The organism is Endozoicomonas sp. SESOKO4, from assembly GCF_024606275.1.
On the sequence record NZ_JAHHPS010000587.1, the window covers coordinates 1 to 16,977 of the forward strand.

A 16,977-nucleotide genomic window follows, 5' to 3' on the forward strand; every position below is an offset into this window, starting at 1 on the left:
CATATTCACGAGTATCCAGACGAATATTGGCCTGTTCCCTGACCCTGGACTGAGCACCATCAGCCCCAATAAGCAAATCCGCGGTAAATACATTGCCATCCTGCAGCGTGACTTCAGGCTTTTCACCTCTGAGATTCATGCTTTCAATGGTTGCAGGGGCAAACACCGATACCGATTCTATGTCTTCGAGCCTTTTTAAAAGACCCAGCTGAGTGACACGGTTCTCGACAATAAAACCCAACTGTTCATGCCTGATATCTGCCGCGTTGAAGATAATTTGATTAGGCCGTTTATCCAGCTCTTTGCCGACCGGGGAGTATAGTTTCTCCCACACAGCCATGCGTCGATAAGGGCACATCCTCATGGTTTCCATATACGGCCAGGCACCCAGATTTTTCAGAATCTGCCCGGATGCGTAGCTCAGTGCCGATACTCTCAGATCCGGTAACTGATCGGGTTTGAATGCTGACGGTAAGGCCCGGTCAAAAACCGCCACCCGAATACCTTTGAGGCCCAAAGCACACGCAATTGCGGCACCCACCATGCCTGCGCCAACCACCATTACATCGTAGTGTTCTGATTTCGTCATAGCCTGAAACTTCCCGTTAGCCCGCAGTCTTTGGATAACCGGCTTATATGACCACAGGGCGAATGAATGCTCAACTATCCGGCTCGAGAAGGCTATCGCAGCATCTCAAAAAGAAAAATCCATTTTCTTGCATATCAATCAACTACTGCTAAAAACATTGTGCTCATAAACAAAAATCCACTGATTGGAGTATTCAAATGCAGTATCGGTTTCTTCCGATAGTTCCTTTCCTTGTGTCACTCTACACCGAAGCGGGACAATGGCCTGACGTGGCTCGATATTCAACTTCTTATTACTCCCAACTCAAAACCATGGACTTATATCTTCCACCTATACAGGCATTGGAAATTCCTAAAGCACAACGGATCGATCCAGTCTTTTATCAACCTGAAGCATCTTCACTGAGTAAAACAAAAACATTTCTTCAATTAAATGTTGCTACTGCCGGTTATTCCTCTATTGAGATTTCTGAAGCCGATGACGGTGTTTTCTTCACTGACTTTAAAAGCTCAGAAACAACGTCCAAAACAACCACTGCATTAGAGCAGGACTATCTGAACCATCTGGATATACTCAGACTGAACAAGATAAGGCTGGTGTTTGACTCTCAGGACAACACCCTGAGATTTTCTTGTCATGGAAAAACGTTCATTATTTCCAAATTCAGCGATTCCGGGACTTCTGAACCCTATCAGTCATTCCTGGTCCCGGCTATTTCATTAATGCCGGAAGTCGTCCAACTGATTGTCAACCTGATCCGGCACCTGAATGAACATCCTGACGGTATAGAGGGAGAAGAAGCTTTCCCCGGGGGAACACTCCAACAGGCTGATGTGGATAAGTATTTGATTTTTTCCGACACTGCTCTGTTTCCCACTTATCCTGACACAAGCTTCTGCAGGGGCAGCAGTCACTGTGTCCCCCTGAGTCAATACGCCTGGCTGGTCTATTCAGGGCATGGCAAAGCGGCCATTGTGAGCGATCCTTATTCCTCCGATGAGCCTATGGATGCAGATAATGGAAAAGACGGTGAGGGAGGTGAAGTGAAAAAGCCTGCCTATGCAACTCTTCCTGCCGGGGCCACTGACTTTCGGGCAGGTAATATCGGCATTGGAGGAGGTATTGGGGCTGGCTCAGGCGGTGAAGACAATGATCCACCGGAAAAAGCAACTGATTATTCCCGAACGCCTCCAGAAGACAAAAACGAGTCTGACGATGATCTTAACTTGTTACTGACTGAACTCTCTTTGCTGTCTGACGATGATTTTCTCTCTTTAATGGATGATATCTCTTTGCTATTAAATACGGTTAGTGCAGTCTACGAGCAACAAGGCTGGATCTTCTCTGTAAGGGAAGAGTCTACAGTGATTTATGCACCTGTACGCACAACATTTAATGCACGTTCAGCAGGAGTGATTGAGAAAAATATGCCACAGGAAGAACTTGCGAGGCTGCGGTACGCTCTGATGTTCGCTCAAGCTGCTATTGGCGATACATTTAAAGTTCTGGGCATAAGACGTCTTAAGCAGCTACTGGATAACCTTACCGGCAAATCTGATGATTCAAGAGAAGCTTTGCCAGAACCACCTGTCACTTCTGCCCAGCGATCTCCTGAAACTGAGACAACCGCCACAACTCCTGACACTGACGCCGGGGCTACAAGTAGTGCAGGTGGAGGCTTACGCCACTGGATGTTCCTGAAATCTTACGCCAGTCTGGGCGGGATTCAAGGTGTTGTTGATCATGAGAATGCAAATGCGATGCAGCCAGATGATTCCCACAGCTGCATGTCTGATGGCTCTGGGAAAGCGTCGCCAGAAGCGCCTGTTACTTCTGATCAGGGATCTCCTGAAACAGAGACAACAGTCATCGATTCTGACACGGCTCCCTTGATACCAGACGATGATGAATAGCCCGTCGTCGATCCAGATCCTTCAAACAGAGGAGAGCTTCCGGAAGATAGGTCACCCACAGAGCGGGACTTGTTGATCAACAATAATGATAACTAAACTTCTGACTCGTCTTCATCATGATCCGTACCTTCGTCTTTTTGCCGGGCCCGACGCTCAGAAAGCTTTCGGGCCCCGCGCTTCTTCTGGCGTTTTTTTGAGGCTTTTCGGGATCGCAGATTACGTGCAGATTCGAGCCCCTGCTCGTTTTGGGGGACTTTAGGCTGATATTCATCGCCTCCCTGCTGAGAACCTTCACCCTGATCGCCTGAGCTTTTGTTTGGATTCTCACCATAGTCCAGGGCAGTCGAAGTAGAAGATGGATTGATCTTCATCGGTTGCGCTTCCTTACTCACCTATTGAATGAGTGTATCCTGAAAAATCTTTTACCACCATGAGTGAGTGATTTGCACCACGAATATCGGCTGCCATGTCGCATGAAAAACAGCCATACCCAATCCGGATTTCTTTCCACCCGGAAGTTTCGCTCCCCTCTCACCCTTCAGCAGGTGCCTCTGAGGAGGTATTTAGCAGCCAGCTATTTTCAAAGAGGAGTAAAGGCTCTAGTCTATGCTGTCTATGTTTATTGCACCGGTACCTCTGTCATCCTATGCAACAGAAGCCTATCGTCATTTTTGACTCCGGAGTCGGAGGTCTCAGTATTTACCAGAAAATCAGAGAGAATCTGCCGTTTCTTTCCGTGATTTACTGCTCTGACAGTGAAGGTTTTCCCTATGGCCCAAAACCTGAAAATGATGTGGTCGAACGAACCCTTCATTGCCTGACGCGGCTGGTCGCCAACTTTCAACCAGCCCTCGCCATCATTGCCTGTAATACAGCCAGCACTATTTCTCTGCCCAGAGCCCGCGAGTTGCTCGACATTCCTGTTGTTGGCGTTGTGCCAGCGATCAAGCCAGCCAGCCAGACTTCACAAAAGCGCTGCATCGGTCTTCTGGCCACACCGGGAACCGTTGCGAGAGATTATACCAATCAGCTGATTCATGAGTTTGCGGGAGACTGCGAGGTGATTCGGGTAGGAAGCAGTGAACTGGTGCACCTTGCTGAACAACATATGCGCGGTGAATCAATAAACCTTGATGATCTGAAAAAAATTATTAGACCACTGTTTAATGGTAATAACTGGCCAGACTGTATTGTTTTGGGTTGCACCCATTTCCCACTGGTTCAGGAGCTTCTCGATTCTGTCGTACCAGCCCCGGTTACCTGGGTTGATTCAGGCGAAGCAATCGCCCGCAGAGTCGCCTCTTTGCTGAAGACGCATTATTCCTATCCTGAAGGGCCCCATTATGAAGGGACTGTGGAACATCGCTTCCTTTATACGGGCTCAGACCAATTGGTCACATCATTGCTGCCTGCTCTGAAAGCCATGAACTTTTCAGAAATAGCCTGTCTGGATAACTGACGACAAGTGCCTGACCGGGAATAACCCCGATCAGGCTGACTATCAAAGTTCTCTGGCCTGATAGTAAGCCACTTCTGAAATGTTGTGATACTCCACAGACTGCCTGCGGAATGCATCATAGGATTCATAGATCCTTTTTGCCTGCTCGCTGTTGCTACGAGTCTCAGCCACGACTTCTTCAGAGATGATCTTTAGCTGTTTAAGTACATCATCCGGAAGTTTTTTCAGCTGCACACCGTGCTCTTCAACCAACTGTTTCAGGGCGGCATTATTGCGGGCAGTGTATTCATCAATCATATCCTGATTCACTGCCCGGGCAGCGGTGGTCACAATGGCCTGCAAATCGGCCGGTAACGCATTCCATTTATCCAGATTGACAGTGAACTCAAGCACTGTGCCCGGCTCGTGCCAGCCAGGATAGTAGTAGTATTTTGCGGCTTTATAGAGACCAAATGCCAGATCATTGTAAGGACCTACCCACTCAGTCGCATCAATGGTTCCCGTCTGAAGTGCGGTAAAGATTTCCCCACCCGCTAAATTGACAGGCACCCCGCCCAGACGTTTGAGAACTTCGCCACCCATACCAGGAATGCGCATCTTCAGACCTTTCAGGTCTTCCAGAGAGTTAATCTCCCTGTTGAACCAGCCTGCCATTTGAACCCCGCTGTTACCCCCGGCAAAAGGCTTGAGATTAAAGGGCTTGTAAAGGTCATCCCAGAGTTGCTGACCGCCACCGTAGTGAATCCAGCTGCTGATTTCCTGAGCATTCAACCCATAAGGAACCGTTGCGAAAAACTGAGCGGCAGGCTCTTTTCCTTTCCAGTAATAAGCACCGCTGTGACCCATGTCGGCTGTGCCATTGGAGACTGCGTTGAACACCTCCAGAGGGGAACCAGTTCACCACCGCCGTATACCTTTAGCGTAAGCCGACCAGCGCTCATCTCATCAACTAATTTGGCAAATCGTTCTGGTCCCATACCCAGACCCGGAAAGTTTTTCGGCCAGGAGGTTACCATTTTCCATTCGTAGGTTGGTTTAACTGACTCGGCTGGCAATGCAGAAGTCGATGTTGCAGAAAATTCCGGCTCACCACAGCCCGAAAGAAATGTCACTGTCGCAGCCAGTCCGATGAATGTAAGAAAGTTACGGCGTCTCATTAAGCTTACCTGTTAATTGTTGTTTTTATTATGTGATCGCAGAGCCTGCCGAAGAAATAGTAGGACGTTATTGAAAACTGTTCAACCCGCCAGTTCTTAAGTCTGCTGTGATCCTGATTCTCGACTACCCTCAATGCCATGGTTTCATTATCCAATAAAGATCAATCAACCGTTTTCAATACACATTGACATATGAAAGGCGATGTTATGCTTAAGAAAAAATTGAGATATTCAGACTACACCCTGATTTTTATGCTGTTATTTGCTTCACCTTATGCCCTTGCTTATCCGAATTTAAGCTCGAGTTCCTTGCTAAATTATCTGGCAACCATGTTGGTTCTCCAATCTACCATTAACCTTCCTGGTAATCATAATACCGGCTTGGTAGACGCCAATAGTTGTGACGGCAGCTGTCAGTTTGAGCCACAGTTGCATGAATATTTTCAAGGCAGCGTTATTCTTTTTGTCAGGGCTGTTCAATCCCCTTGCTCAAAACGCATTTTTGATGAAAAAAAGGAAATTTGGTTTGGGGGTTGGAGTCATGAATATAGTTTTATCGATCCTTTTATGATGAAGGTAGAAAAAAATGGTAGTTTGACTCCGGAAATAGGGTATGACGGAAGGTTTGCTTATTCTGTTAAAGATGATCCGGAAGGCATTAGTCTGAAAATCCTTTTTAAGGATGTACAGCCAGAAGAGGCTGGACACTCGTGAATATGAGCAACAGTGCCTGGTGGCGACTGTTGAGATTGAAGGGGGCTTACAGGACATTACCTGGCAGGCGTTCACTGCCACGGGACCGGAAGCCTTTCTTCCAATGGCTGATGTTGATGGCAAAAGTTATGCGTCTATTGTCTGGTATAACCTGCCAGAGAATGTCCATAAACTCATGAAACTGCCAGACAGTGAGTTTCTGGAAGAACTTTCAACGACTTTTCCTAAAGAGTTACCACCGTTGATTAAACTGCACGAGAGAGGATCGTTCCCGCTGGCTCGTCGACATGCCATGAACTATTTCGCCAATGGTGTGGTACTTGCGGGCGATGCCGCACACACCATCAACCCTCTTGCGGGTCAGGGTGTCAACCTGGGCTTTCAGGACGTTGCCTGGCTGGCAGAGATACTGACCGATGCTTATCATGCGGGTCGGTCTCTGGGTAGTAAGAAAGTATTGTCGCGTTATGAAAAGGCTCGTCGCAGAGATAATCAACTTATGATGAGTACCATGGACGCTTTCTATCTCGCTTTCAGCAACAGTAATGTGCCTCTGAAGGTTCTGAGAAACCTTGCATTGGGTATTGCCGGGAAATCAAGGCCAGCTGTTAAGGAAGTCATGAAATACGCTATGGGCATTTCTGGTCGACAAGCTGAATTAGCAAAATCGTCGTAAACTTTTGATCGGGCGGGTAGATGTTACACAAAAGGCCTGAAAAAAGCAGGCCCTGGTGTGTTTATGTACTTTTGCCACTTCTATCACTGTTTTAGACGACCTCTTTTGGAAAGCTCTGCCACTGGACTGGAGGCCAGCGTGGCCACCAGATCTTTGGCGAAATACTCTCTGACTTCGCCATTGTCCATCAGTACTTTGATTCGACCATTTCGCAGGCATTGATATAATCGCCCCTGCTCGCAGGTGATTCGATCTTTAACTATCAGATTTCCGGCCATCTTCCTAACCTTGTTACTCAACTATCTGCACGAAGTTCCCTGTCATGAAACTTGCCGTCACAGCCCTTTGAATGTTTCTCATCTTCGTCATCTATTCCTATGAGGCTGTTGCACCCTGCGGATCAGGCAGTGGAACCTCAGGAACCCATATTATCGGGCCTTAGTCCTGACTCTTTAGTGACAGTTTTACGACGGAAAAGTGACGATGGTCTAAAACGATAGTACTATGGGCGTGGAAGTAGAAGTAAGTATAAGAGCAATGCAAGCATATAGTTATCGTAGGTTCTCAAGCAAGAAACAGTCTAAAGGAAATTCTCTAGAGAGGCAGACTAAAGCAAGTCAGGAGTTCGCCAACAGGAACGGATGGACACTCTCAGACACCACATTCAATGATCTAGGTGTATCAGCTTTCAATAGCAATAACGTTGAACGAGGGCAGTTATCAGACTTCCTTCAGGCTGTCCAAAGTGGAGCCATCGCTACACCTTGCGTACTGATAGTTGAATCTCTAGACCGTGTATCAAGGGACAAGTTATCTCCAGCTTTAAACACCTTTAAACTCCTACTAATGAGTAATGTCACTGTAGCCACTGTCAGTGATAATCAGATATACACCCCAGAATCAAGGAATGACTTAGGCTCTCTCATGGTCGCTATGGTGAACCTCCACCGAGCACATGAAGAAAGCAAGATTAAGTCTGATAGGTCAATAGCCGCTTGGGATAAAGCAAGGTCGGGCACAACAAACAGAAGAGGCGGTAGAACTCCGTGGTGGTTAGACAAGACCAGTAGCGGTGTATATGTAGTGAATGAGGAGAGAGCGAACAAAGTACGCAAACTGTTCAATATGTATCTTGAAGGAGCCACTAGAAAAGAGATGGTTGATTTCATGGTAGAAGAAGGAGGAGTAGGTAATAAGAAGTGGACAGCTTCACGTATACATGGATTCCTGACCGCTATGCCTGCCATTGGCCTTTGGGTTCCCCGTGACAGTAAAACCAAGGAGCCTGTCGGGGAGCCTGTCCGTATGTATCCTTCTATCATTACTGAAGCAATGTTTTATGGAGTCCAAGAGATGCGAAAGCGTAGGTATGGAGAGACCACTAGTCGGGGTAAGGCGGCCTACAGTGATAACGTACTGAAAGGTATTACTAAATGTGGATATTGTGGGAACAGTGCGCAGTATCTTAAGCTGAACCCAAAAGGAACCAGTAAACAATACAGGTACATTGGGTGTGCTTCAGGGAACTTAGGATATGAATGTGAGGGCAGCAAGAAGTTTCAGTATAGAGATGTATTGGCAGCACTCAAGTACCTCCTCTCAAGTACTGACACACGTCCACCAGCTCAACAAACAAGTGAGCAATACAGTATTATCTCTTCATTGGAAGGAGAAGTAAGTAAGCATAAGAAGGCTGTAGATAACTATGAGGAGGCCATAGGCAACGCTAATGGCTCAATACCTAGCCTAGTAGTCAAACTACAAGAAAGCATTGATGCCTTACGTTCAGCTCAAGATAAGCTTCAGGACTACAAGGCCAAGCTCTCAGGGCAGCTAGATATTGACGAGAGGATTAAAGCTTATGCTGAAGTGATGACAGATATTGACTCCTCCTACAATGACTCCTCTGTCACTAATAAAGTTAATGCGAGACTTAGACAGCTTGGGATTACTCTAGAGCTGTTCAGGGAGGAAGACAAGGTAACGCTACTGGGACAGGGCAAGGAAGTAGCTTCAGTGGACTTAAGACAGCTTGAGGTAATCAAAGCTATTGAGTCTGGAGTTAGGAGGAAAGCAGGACTGAAGATCAGCGCATAGTCATCATTACTCTGTCACCTAAGACCTCCTTAGAGCCCCGCTAAGGGGCTTCCACTTGAGGTCGGTATTCATCTCCTTCTACCTACAACCATTTACGTAGATATTAGAAAGACTCACAAAGCCCCTGTAAGTAAGCCTACAGCATTAAACTACGCTGGATACATGGATTATTCACAGATTTCTAACAATTTTATCCATTGCTGTATTGAAATCTTTTCCCGTATATTTCTGTCCCACCAGCACTATCAATATAAGTTAAGAAGTTAAGAAGTTAAGAGGTTAATTAAATAGTTTGTCATCCTTGAGTAAACACGAACTCCTAAGCCGGATTAGCAGCCACGTTAGCCGACACCTATCATCACTGCCAGCCACACCTAAGAAACCATGCGCAGTCGAAGGATGCAGGAAGCCAGTCAAGCAAACAATGCCTGTTATGGGAGTGAGCATCGGGAAGTACTGTAGTAAACACAATGCACACAATCAGTACCACGCACACCCCACTAAGAAGATTGGAAGACTCGGCACGTATGAAAGAGCTTGGCTTAAGAGGAACATTGAAACACGGTGGGAGACACTCGAGAGCCGCCATAGATTGATTCATTGGTTAGGGAATTGTGAGAAGGAGTTAGGAGAGAGAAAGAACATAGCTACCTTCTTCCACAACAGCACACTTGAGGGAAACAAGAAGCAGAGAAGCTACCCAATATGGAAGAGGCTTATTCGTTATGGGAGAGAGCTTAGGCCGTACATTGGAGGCTTAAGTAAGCTTAAAGGCAGAGAAGCTTTAGCTCAGAACTTAGTACGTATTCACCTTGAAATGATATTAGTGGATGAATACGGAGGAGAGGAAAAAGGTTACATCCCAGAGTTACCCAAGATGCAACTGTTCTACTGGATGCGAACAGCTTTTGAAACTCCTAATATTGAAACTTCCCATGTCTTAGGTAAACCACATGAAAGGCTTCAGGGGCTTATGGATGGCTATAGAAAGTCTTATGTGTGGCCTGTAGTACTTGAGTGGCTGAAAGAACCCAGCGAGCCTAGAGCTTACGACAGGAACAAAGGACTTAATGGGAGGGAGTCTTTTGAGAAGTACCTAAGGGACGCTGAAGAGAGAGCCAAGGATAAAGATTTGAAGCTCCTTAAGGCTGCTGTAGAGAAGCTTGAGAGGGACTCTGAGGGTAGCAGTAGGGAAGCTAAGGCTAGTCATAAAACAACTCCTATCACCACTCCTATGCAGCCTGATACAAGTACAATGACAAGGGAAGAATTGAAGGAGTATTACATAAGCATTGGAGCATTGGAGCAAGCGCAGTATCTATGAGCAAGAGAATATCTACCACATTAATCGACCAGCACGACACACGCTATCAGGTCAGGGATAACCGCACTGGTTCCTCTAATGATGCCCAAGCATGTAAGGCTGAAGAAGAGCAACACATTAAGCGTATTGTTGAAGCAATCAGGGAAGGTAAAAGACTTCCTCCCATTGATGTAGTGAAAGGAGAAAATGGGAAGTATGTAATTGTTGATGGGTGGCACAGGTTCAAAGCACAGAAGAAACTGAAGAGACCACAGATTCAAGTCGATGTATTGGAGAATGTGAGCCTTGAGCATTACTTCAATCTCAATAGTGAACACAAAGGAAGACCACTCACAGCCGCTCAAACTATAGAACTCAAGTGGCAAAAGTTCCTTGTAAAGACTCTTAAAGAAAACAGCAAGGCAACTAACAGCGAACTGGTGGGAGAGCTTGGGATAGCTGTTAGAACCTTGCAGAGCTGGCGCAAGCTTCTTAAAGATTCACAGAAAGGAGACGCTTGGGAAGATACACAAGAGCGTAACGAGATCACTGGATACCCCATAAAGGAAAAGCTTAGTCAGGCGTTGAAGCACGGAGAGACTGAGTTTACTCCTGATAATGGCTTGAATGAGGAAGAGGAGAAGGTTGTAGGGAAGATACACCAATTGCTCTCAGGGAAAGGCATAAGGCAGGAAGCTGTCGTTAGAGAAGTAAACGCTTATTATCTGTTTTCAAATGAGTTTGAAGAAGAAGGATTAGAAGAGTTTTAACACTAGCGTTATTTGATATAGTGCTAGCCCAGAACTACACCAGAACAGCCTACAGATTGACCTGTAGCCCTTGGGAAAACTGGAGAGGGCTGTAGGTGGCTGGTGGGGGGCTGGGGGTGCAGCTATACACTTTAAGGAAAACCCTTCAGAAAACCCCCACTCACTCCTACCTATGTATCTCACCACCGAAACAGAAAAGCTCTTAGGGAGGCTCTGAGAGGCTCTGAAGGTGTCTGAAGGTGTCTGAAGGGCATGTATAGCTTTTACTGAAATTCAGGAAAAGTCCACAGGAGGTAGGACAAGGGTTTAATAGATGTGCTCACCGATGAGACAATCGGAGCAAGAGCAATAAAGGGGGAGTAATAAAGGGGGAGTAATAAAGGGGGACCATGTCTCACATTGAGATTGCTAAGCTTGCGGGGAAACGTCCAGACAGTGTTAAGCGGACTATGGATAGCTTACGGGACAAAGGCTTAATCACGTTCACTCAAATTGAGGAAACGTTCGTTGGTGCAGATGGTAAGAACCAGAAGCGAAACACCTACCACGTAAACCAGCGTGATTCCTACGTTGTCATGGCTCAAGTCTCCCCAGAGTTCACCGCTAAACTTGTTGATCGCTGGCAGGAGTTGGAGAAGGAGAAAGCACAGCAGCAGCAACAGGCTATCCCTACCTCCACAGGGAACCCAGTGCTTGACGCTTTGATTCAAACACTGGTGTAATCCTTAACTGGAACAGCAGAGATACTAATAAGCATTAACAGCAGGGGCAGGCTTATGAAATTTAAATCAGCACCAACGGGAGTCTGGTGTATCATTGGAGCTTGCGTGATTGGTGCGTTATTGGGTATGACCGCCGCACTCCTCCCGTTCTTCTTCACGTAGTACTGAAGGAACTCAAAAGGGAACCTACTTTTAGATTTACCTGAGAGAATCAAGGGTTTTCTCTGAGAGCCACCAGCCAAACCACCAGCCAAACCACCAGCAAGTACCCCTTGAATATTTTTACCACAAATTTCTGAACCCTTTCTTTATATATAGCGGCTGGCTGAATGTCCCCATAGGCCAAAGCCAAAGGCCGCCCCTAGGGTTAATCATTCTTTGTAATAGGAGGAGTAATTAATCCTTCTACCTTCCCTCTCCCTCTACCTTCCCTCTCCTTCTACCTTCCCTCTCCTTCTCCTCCCTTGCCTGAACTCCCTTGCTTATCAAAGCTACGCTTCTCCTGTATCACTAGGGTACACCCTTGAGTCACACTGACAGTGACACACTTAACACACAAATAGATGTAACAATAGAGTTGCTTTTGGTAATGACACACGTATAATGCTGAAGGTCTAAAGCCTAATGACACACTAATAAGGTACACACAGCAATGTCTGAAGCAGCGTACATAAGAGTCTCAAGCACTGACCAGAACACAGAGAGACAATACGAGATAGTTAAAGAAGTAGGGGAAGGAGTGAAAGTATTTGAGGATAAATGCAGCGGAAGCACAACCAATAGACCAGCTTTAGATGATCTTAGGAACTGGCTAAGAGAAGGAGACACAGTACACGTCCACAGCATTGATAGAATGGCTAGAGACTTGTTAGACCTTCAGAGCCTTGTTAATGAGTTTAATGGGAAGGGAGTTACTGTAGTGTTTCATAAGGAGAGTCTTACCTTCTCCTCCAACAAGAATGATTCAATGTCAAAGCTCATGCTTCAAATCTTTGGGGCTGTCGCTGAGTTCGAGAGAGCAAGGATTAAAGATAGACAGGCTGAAGGGATAGCCAAGGCGAAAGCTAAAGGAGTCTACAAAGGCCGTAAGCAATCAGTCGATAGGGATAGAGTAAGGGAGTTGAAAGCTGGTGGTATGGGAGCTACTGATATTGCAAAGGAGCTAGGGATAGCCCGAAAGACTGTCTATAGAGTGCTTGAGGAATGAGGGACTAACGCATAGTCATCAATGAATCATAAGTGAATCATAAATCTTTTAGACTATCGCTATTTATTCACAGATAAATTAATTGAAAAGTCCGAACCAACACGCCGATAAGAACGTTAATGAAGTCAGTGTTCGGAATGCTTATGAGTTTTCAATCAGGCATGTTAAGCCGGCTTTTTCTGCCCTCTATCATCGTAATGCTGATCTACGGTTTCTGGGTCAGCCCAGAGTTTCGTGAGATAGCGGCCGGTGTTGCTATTTTTTTGTTTGGCATGGTTTATCTGGAGCAGGGCTTCAAGGTTTATACCGGGGGGCTTCTTGAAGCCCTGCTGAAGAAAACTACCGACAAGGTCTGGAAAAGCCTGTCCTTTGGCGTAATTTCCACCGCTTTTCTGCAATCCAGCTCTCTGGTTTCGGTTATCGTCATTTCCTTTCTCAGTGCCGGTCTGATAGGGCTGACGGCAGGCATCGGGATTATTTTTGGTGCCAACCTCGGCAGTACAGCCGGTGCCTGGTTGGTGGCTCTCTTCGGCTTGAAGGTTAAATTGTCAGCCTATGCCATGCCTCTGTTGGTGATAGGACTGCTCCTGAAATCCAACAAACACAAGAATATTAATGGATTAGGCTACATTCTTCTTGGCATAGGCTTTCTGTTCCTGGGTATCCACTACATGAAGGTGGGCTTTGATGCCTTCAAAAGCTCCATTGATCTGGCTGAATTTGCCATGCGGGGCTTTTTTGGGGTGCTGGTGTATACCGGGTTAGGTATGCTGGCCACCATCATTATGCAGTCAACCAACGCAACAATGGTTTTGACATTCTCGGCTCTTGCTGCGGGCCAGCTCAGCTACGAGAATGCTCTGGCTCTGGCCATCGGCTCAAATATTGGCACCACCATCACAGCCATCCTTGGAGCCATCAGTGCCAATGCAGAAGGGAAAAGACTGGCTGTTGCTCACCTTGCTTTTAATGTCGTCACTGCAATCATTGCTATTGCTGCTCTCGAACCTCTGATGGGGACAGTGGACTATCTGGCTTCCGTTTATGGTATCGCAGCGAATAACTACACCCTGAAGCTGGCCATCTTTCATAGCCTGTTCAACATCATTGGTATTATGGTCCTTTTACCATTCCTCAATAAAATGGTGCATTGGCTGCAGAAGCTCTTTATTGATAACACACCACAGGTTCCGTTGAATCTTGCAGAAGATGAATCTCCGAAGGTAAATAGAGCTATTTATCTGAACCCGGTCACACTCAGTTATCCCGACACCGCATTGAGAGCGATTACCAAGGAATGTGGGCATCTCTATCGCAATACTCTGGAGTTGATCTGTTATGGCATTTATCTCAGTGGTGAAAAGCTTCGTGAGTCCGACAACCTTGAAGAGTTGGTTCAGAGCTGGCGCAGGGATGATCAGCCCTGGACGATCAAGGAGCTTTATATTCGGCACATAAAAGGTATCTACGCAGATATTGTCCAGTACTCTGGCGCCCTGGAGGGCAAACTCCCCAGGCAACAAGCCCAGGAGCTGTTCGCCCTGAAGGTGGCCTGTCGTGACTTTGTTCAGGCCATCAAGCACGTAAAGCATATCTATAAGAATATGGGCAAATACACCAAGTCGGAAAACGAGCAGATTCGGGAACAGTACAATCAACTTAGGCTTTGCCTGGCTTCTGTTCTGAAACTGGTTGACATTTTGGGCGTTCGACGCAGCTACAGCCATATCCGCGAACACGCAGACCAACTGAAGCAAGAACTCAGAGAACGAGACAGTCAAACCAACGAGACTCTGAACGAACTGATTCGCTCAGGACAGGTCGACCCATTTATCGCCAGCTCGCTATTGAATGACAGCGCTCACGTTCACGATGCCTGTACCAACCTGATTGATGGCGCCGTTATCATGCTTACAAGGGACAAGGAAGAGTATCAGGAGTTTGATATGTCTTCGGACCAGTCCCCTGGTCAATCAGTTAACACTTAATTTGAAGCCGACTTTATTCAGATACATTTTTTCTCGTTCAAAGTCGGCTGCCGTCAGGGGGTGATCTTTTAGCCAACCTGATTCAAAGCCAACACTTAAAGCACGGTTGCCTGCTTTTAAGTCATAATGGGAGAATGTGCTGCTTCGTATATGATTAAGCACAATCCCCATACGCAGGAGGACTGTCAGCTTTAACAGCAGATTGCTGTCTGAATGTTCAAGCAAGCCTTTCGGAATCGTCCTTCGATGCGCGTGTACCAAAAGAGCCAGCTTTCTCTGCTGCTCTTTATTGAAACCCATCAGATCCGAGTGCTGGATCAGATAAGCGCCATGACGGTTGTATTGTGAATGTGAAATATCCAGACCCACTTCGCAAACCAGTGAAGCCCAGTTCAGAAGCTCCCGATCAGAAGCCTCCAGCCTCCAACTCTGGCTGACTTGGTCAAAACAGGTCAGTGCGTAACGATTTATGCCCTCGGCATTGGTGAGGTCAACATGATAGCGTTTCATCAATGCTGATAGGGTTCGGCCCCTGACATCTTCATGGCGATCCCGTCCTAACATGTCATAAAGAACGCCCTCCCGAAGAGCACCCTCGGAGTATTGCATCCTTTCTATCTCAAAGGCGTCAAAACATGCCATTAAAATCGCCAGCCCGGCAGGGAAGATAGCCTGACGATCCGGTTTCAGGCTGGGGAAGCGCACTCTGCCAGTATGAGAGAATTCCAGAACCTGACTTTTGAGCATGTTCATTTTTGTCCGGGTAATGATTTCACCATGACCCATGGCTGAGAGAATCGAACTCACTGCCCGGATAGAGCCAGAGGAGCCCACAGCATCCACCCAGCCAAGGTTCTTGTAGGCTTGTTCAATGTTCAGAAGTTCCAGGCGGGCCGCATAATAAGCTGACTGAAAGCGTTCAGAGGATAGCTCTCCGCCTGGAAAAAAACGATCGGTATAGGAGACACAACCCATATGAAGACTTTCAAGCAGCCTGGGTTCGAAACGCTCGCCCACAATCAGCTCGGTACTGCCACCACCAATATCCACTACAACCCGACGATCGTTGTCGTCTGATTGAGTCTGAGCCACGCCCAGATAGATCAGGCGGGCCTCTTCCCGACCGGCAATAATTTCAATAGGATGGTTGAGGATTTTTTCAGCATTTTCGACAAATTCGCTGCTGTTCTTCGCTTTTCTAAGAGCATTGGTGCCCACCACCCGGAGTGCCTGAAAGTGCCTTCCGGACATATACTGGGCAAACTGTGCCAGGCAATTCAATCCTCTGGCCATGGCCTGCTCAGAAAGACAGTCATCCTTACTCAGACCAGCAGCCAGCTGCACTTTTTCTCCAAGCCGTTCAATCGGCCTGATTTCCCCCTGTTCCACCCTGGCGACAATCATGTGAAAGCTGTTGGAACCCAGATCAATAGCTGCCACAAGGGGCTGGCTGTTGGACTCAATACGACCCTGGTCTGTCATAATGTTCTTCTTCGACACTCCCGCACAGTCCGGCTTTTTTCACCTGGAATCCAGTGAGCTGACGGTTGGTTGAATAATCAGGCCATGACCAGACAATCAGTTTTTGTCATGCCAATCATGGCGCTGGCTACATAAATCAGCAATATAACAGAAGGCTGTGGTTACAGCACATTTACTGTTAGCCTGTCAGTACTGTAAACCAGACAGCTTCTCCTTCAAGCCTTCGATTACCTCTTTTGGCAGATATTTCGTGACAGGAAAAAAACTGTTTTCAATCTTCCGGTGATGAAGAATATACATCCCATGAGTCATAAATTTACGGGCAGCAAAATCTGATTCAGGCTGACAGCCGTATACAAACAGACATAACTCTGTAAACTACCCCTCCAAAAATTAAATCGGAGTGACGAATTTGTTTCGGGGATCATCCCTTTGCTATGATTCGTGCTCTGACATTAAGCAAAATGGCTAGGAGATCCATTCCATGAGCGAAATTGTCAATGTGACAGACGCTACCTTCGAAGAGGACGTGCTGAAGGCAGAAGGACCTGTACTGGTCGACTACTGGGCTGAATGGTGTGGGCCCTGCAAAATGATCGCACCCGTGCTGGACGAAATCGCACAGGACTACGATGGCAAGTTGAAAATCTGTAAACTGAACATTGATGACAACGAAGCCACACCTCCAAAGTATGGCGTGCGCGGCATTCCGACGCTGATGCTGTTTAAAGGCGGCAATGTCGAAGCGACCAAGGTTGGAGCCCTGTCCAAGTCTCAGCTGACAGCATTTCTTGACAGCAACCTGTAGCAGGATTGACCTTTCTGCTTCAGAAGCGTCAGAGACTTTCCGGGACTCTGGCTTAAAAGATTTCCGGAAAAGCCAGCGGGATGGTGAAAATC

General features: G+C 46.8%; 15 protein-coding genes and 1 pseudogene. 11 read left to right on the forward strand and 5 right to left on the reverse strand.

The window, feature by feature from the left end; genetic code table 11:
* Nucleotides 1-589: FAD-dependent monooxygenase (locus KDK16_RS11510; RefSeq protein WP_257276218.1), on the reverse strand; the 589-nt coding region annotated here is incomplete at its 3' end.
* Between the two features lie 197 nt (nt 590-786).
* Between KDK16_RS11510 and KDK16_RS11515 the strand changes: the two genes are divergently transcribed.
* Nucleotides 787-2,502, forward strand: a complete 1,716-nt coding sequence (locus KDK16_RS11515) for a hypothetical protein (protein ID WP_257276219.1) — start codon at nt 787-789, stop codon at nt 2,500-2,502.
* 92 nt (nt 2,503-2,594) lie between these two features.
* Here the strand turns inward: KDK16_RS11515 and KDK16_RS11520 are convergent, their stop codons facing one another.
* A complete protein-coding gene (locus KDK16_RS11520) occupies nt 2,595-2,873 on the reverse strand; it encodes a hypothetical protein (protein ID WP_257276220.1) in 279 nt (92 codons plus the stop codon).
* Nucleotides 2,874-3,148: 275 nt separating this feature from the next.
* On the opposite strand from KDK16_RS11520, the gene murI reads away from it, so the two are divergent.
* Nucleotides 3,149-3,961 carry a glutamate racemase gene (murI, locus tag KDK16_RS11525; protein WP_257276221.1) on the forward strand — a complete coding sequence of 271 codons (813 nt, stop codon included), beginning with the start codon at nt 3,149-3,151 and terminating at the stop codon, nt 3,959-3,961.
* A 42-nt stretch (nt 3,962-4,003) separates the two neighbouring features.
* Here the strand turns inward: murI and KDK16_RS11530 are convergent.
* Nucleotides 4,004-5,118 (reverse strand): annotated as a pseudogene (locus KDK16_RS11530) (TRAP transporter substrate-binding protein).
* A 207-nt stretch (nt 5,119-5,325) separates the two neighbouring features.
* On the opposite strand from KDK16_RS11530, the gene KDK16_RS11535 reads away from it, so the two are divergent.
* The gene (locus tag KDK16_RS11535) at nt 5,326-5,832 is read left to right on the forward strand and encodes a hypothetical protein (protein ID WP_257276222.1); all 507 of its coding nucleotides are present in this window, start codon (nt 5,326-5,328) and stop codon (nt 5,830-5,832) included.
* The gene (locus KDK16_RS11540) at nt 5,801-6,508 is read left to right on the forward strand and encodes an FAD-dependent monooxygenase (protein ID WP_257276223.1); all 708 of its coding nucleotides are present in this window, start codon (nt 5,801-5,803) and stop codon (nt 6,506-6,508) included. Before KDK16_RS11535 ends, KDK16_RS11540 begins: the two co-directional genes overlap by 32 nt.
* 83 nt (nt 6,509-6,591) lie before the next feature.
* Here KDK16_RS11540 and KDK16_RS11545 read toward each other — a convergent pair whose 3' ends face one another.
* Nucleotides 6,592-6,786, reverse strand: a complete 195-nt coding sequence (locus KDK16_RS11545) for a hypothetical protein (protein ID WP_257276224.1) — start codon at nt 6,784-6,786, stop codon at nt 6,592-6,594.
* 226 nt (nt 6,787-7,012) lie between these two features.
* On the opposite strand from KDK16_RS11545, the gene KDK16_RS11550 reads away from it, so the two are divergent.
* From KDK16_RS11550 to KDK16_RS11575, 6 genes are all read left to right on the forward strand, one after another.
* Nucleotides 7,013-8,605: a recombinase family protein gene (locus KDK16_RS11550; protein WP_257276225.1), complete on the forward strand. Its 1,593-nt coding sequence runs from the start codon at nt 7,013-7,015 to the stop codon at nt 8,603-8,605.
* Between the two features lie 424 nt (nt 8,606-9,029).
* Nucleotides 9,030-9,929, forward strand: a complete 900-nt coding sequence (locus KDK16_RS11555; protein ID WP_257276226.1) for a hypothetical protein — start codon at nt 9,030-9,032, stop codon at nt 9,927-9,929.
* Nucleotides 9,926-10,678, forward strand: a complete 753-nt coding sequence (locus KDK16_RS11560; protein WP_257276227.1) for a ParB/Srx family N-terminal domain-containing protein — start codon at nt 9,926-9,928, stop codon at nt 10,676-10,678. The genes KDK16_RS11555 and KDK16_RS11560 overlap by 4 nt, the downstream gene beginning before the upstream one ends.
* Before the next feature lie 389 nt (nt 10,679-11,067).
* Nucleotides 11,068-11,400, forward strand: a complete 333-nt coding sequence (locus KDK16_RS11565) for a Rha family transcriptional regulator (protein ID WP_257276228.1) — start codon at nt 11,068-11,070, stop codon at nt 11,398-11,400.
* 652 nt (nt 11,401-12,052) lie between these two features.
* Complete coding sequence (locus KDK16_RS11570) at nt 12,053-12,607, forward strand: recombinase family protein (RefSeq protein ID WP_257276229.1); 555 nt, start codon at nt 12,053-12,055, stop codon at nt 12,605-12,607.
* Between the two features lie 161 nt (nt 12,608-12,768).
* Entirely contained in the window at nt 12,769-14,595 is a 1,827-nt protein-coding gene (locus KDK16_RS11575; RefSeq protein WP_257276230.1) for a Na/Pi cotransporter family protein, read from the forward strand.
* On the opposite strand, the gene ppx is transcribed toward KDK16_RS11575, so the two are convergent.
* Nucleotides 14,581-16,077: an exopolyphosphatase gene (gene ppx / locus KDK16_RS11580; protein ID WP_257276231.1), complete on the reverse strand. Its 1,497-nt coding sequence runs from the start codon at nt 16,075-16,077 to the stop codon at nt 14,581-14,583. The two genes, KDK16_RS11575 and ppx, sit on opposite strands and share 15 nt — an antisense overlap.
* A gap of 484 nt (nt 16,078-16,561) precedes the next feature.
* Here ppx and trxA point away from each other — a divergent pair, with 484 nt between their 5' ends.
* Complete coding sequence (gene trxA / locus KDK16_RS11585; RefSeq protein ID WP_062264585.1) at nt 16,562-16,885, forward strand: thioredoxin TrxA; 324 nt, start codon at nt 16,562-16,564, stop codon at nt 16,883-16,885.
* Nucleotides 16,886-16,977: the final 92 nt, after the last annotated feature.

What these genes read in the sequence shown, in the direction of transcription:
- KDK16_RS11515 (WP_257276219.1), top strand. Translation starts at nt 787, where the DNA reads ATGCAGTATCGGTTTCTTCCGATAGTTCCTTTCCTTGTGTCACTCTAC.
- KDK16_RS11520 (WP_257276220.1), bottom strand. Translation starts at nt 2,873, where the DNA reads ATGAAGATCAATCCATCTTCTACTTCGACTGCCCTGGACTATGGTGAG.
- murI (WP_257276221.1), top strand. Translation starts at nt 3,149, where the DNA reads ATGCAACAGAAGCCTATCGTCATTTTTGACTCCGGAGTCGGAGGTCTC.
- KDK16_RS11535 (WP_257276222.1), top strand. Translation starts at nt 5,326, where the DNA reads ATGCTTAAGAAAAAATTGAGATATTCAGACTACACCCTGATTTTTATG.
- KDK16_RS11540 (WP_257276223.1), top strand. Translation starts at nt 5,801, where the DNA reads ATGTACAGCCAGAAGAGGCTGGACACTCGTGAATATGAGCAACAGTGC.
- KDK16_RS11545 (WP_257276224.1), bottom strand. Translation starts at nt 6,786, where the DNA reads ATGGCCGGAAATCTGATAGTTAAAGATCGAATCACCTGCGAGCAGGGG.
- KDK16_RS11550 (WP_257276225.1), top strand. Translation starts at nt 7,013, where the DNA reads ATGGGCGTGGAAGTAGAAGTAAGTATAAGAGCAATGCAAGCATATAGT.
- KDK16_RS11555 (WP_257276226.1), top strand. Translation starts at nt 9,030, where the DNA reads ATGCCTGTTATGGGAGTGAGCATCGGGAAGTACTGTAGTAAACACAAT.
- KDK16_RS11560 (WP_257276227.1), top strand. Translation starts at nt 9,926, where the DNA reads ATGAGCAAGAGAATATCTACCACATTAATCGACCAGCACGACACACGC.
- KDK16_RS11565 (WP_257276228.1), top strand. Translation starts at nt 11,068, where the DNA reads ATGTCTCACATTGAGATTGCTAAGCTTGCGGGGAAACGTCCAGACAGT.
- KDK16_RS11570 (WP_257276229.1), top strand. Translation starts at nt 12,053, where the DNA reads ATGTCTGAAGCAGCGTACATAAGAGTCTCAAGCACTGACCAGAACACA.
- KDK16_RS11575 (WP_257276230.1), top strand. Translation starts at nt 12,769, where the DNA reads ATGTTAAGCCGGCTTTTTCTGCCCTCTATCATCGTAATGCTGATCTAC.
- ppx (WP_257276231.1), bottom strand. Translation starts at nt 16,077, where the DNA reads ATGACAGACCAGGGTCGTATTGAGTCCAACAGCCAGCCCCTTGTGGCA.
- trxA (WP_062264585.1), top strand. Translation starts at nt 16,562, where the DNA reads ATGAGCGAAATTGTCAATGTGACAGACGCTACCTTCGAAGAGGACGTG.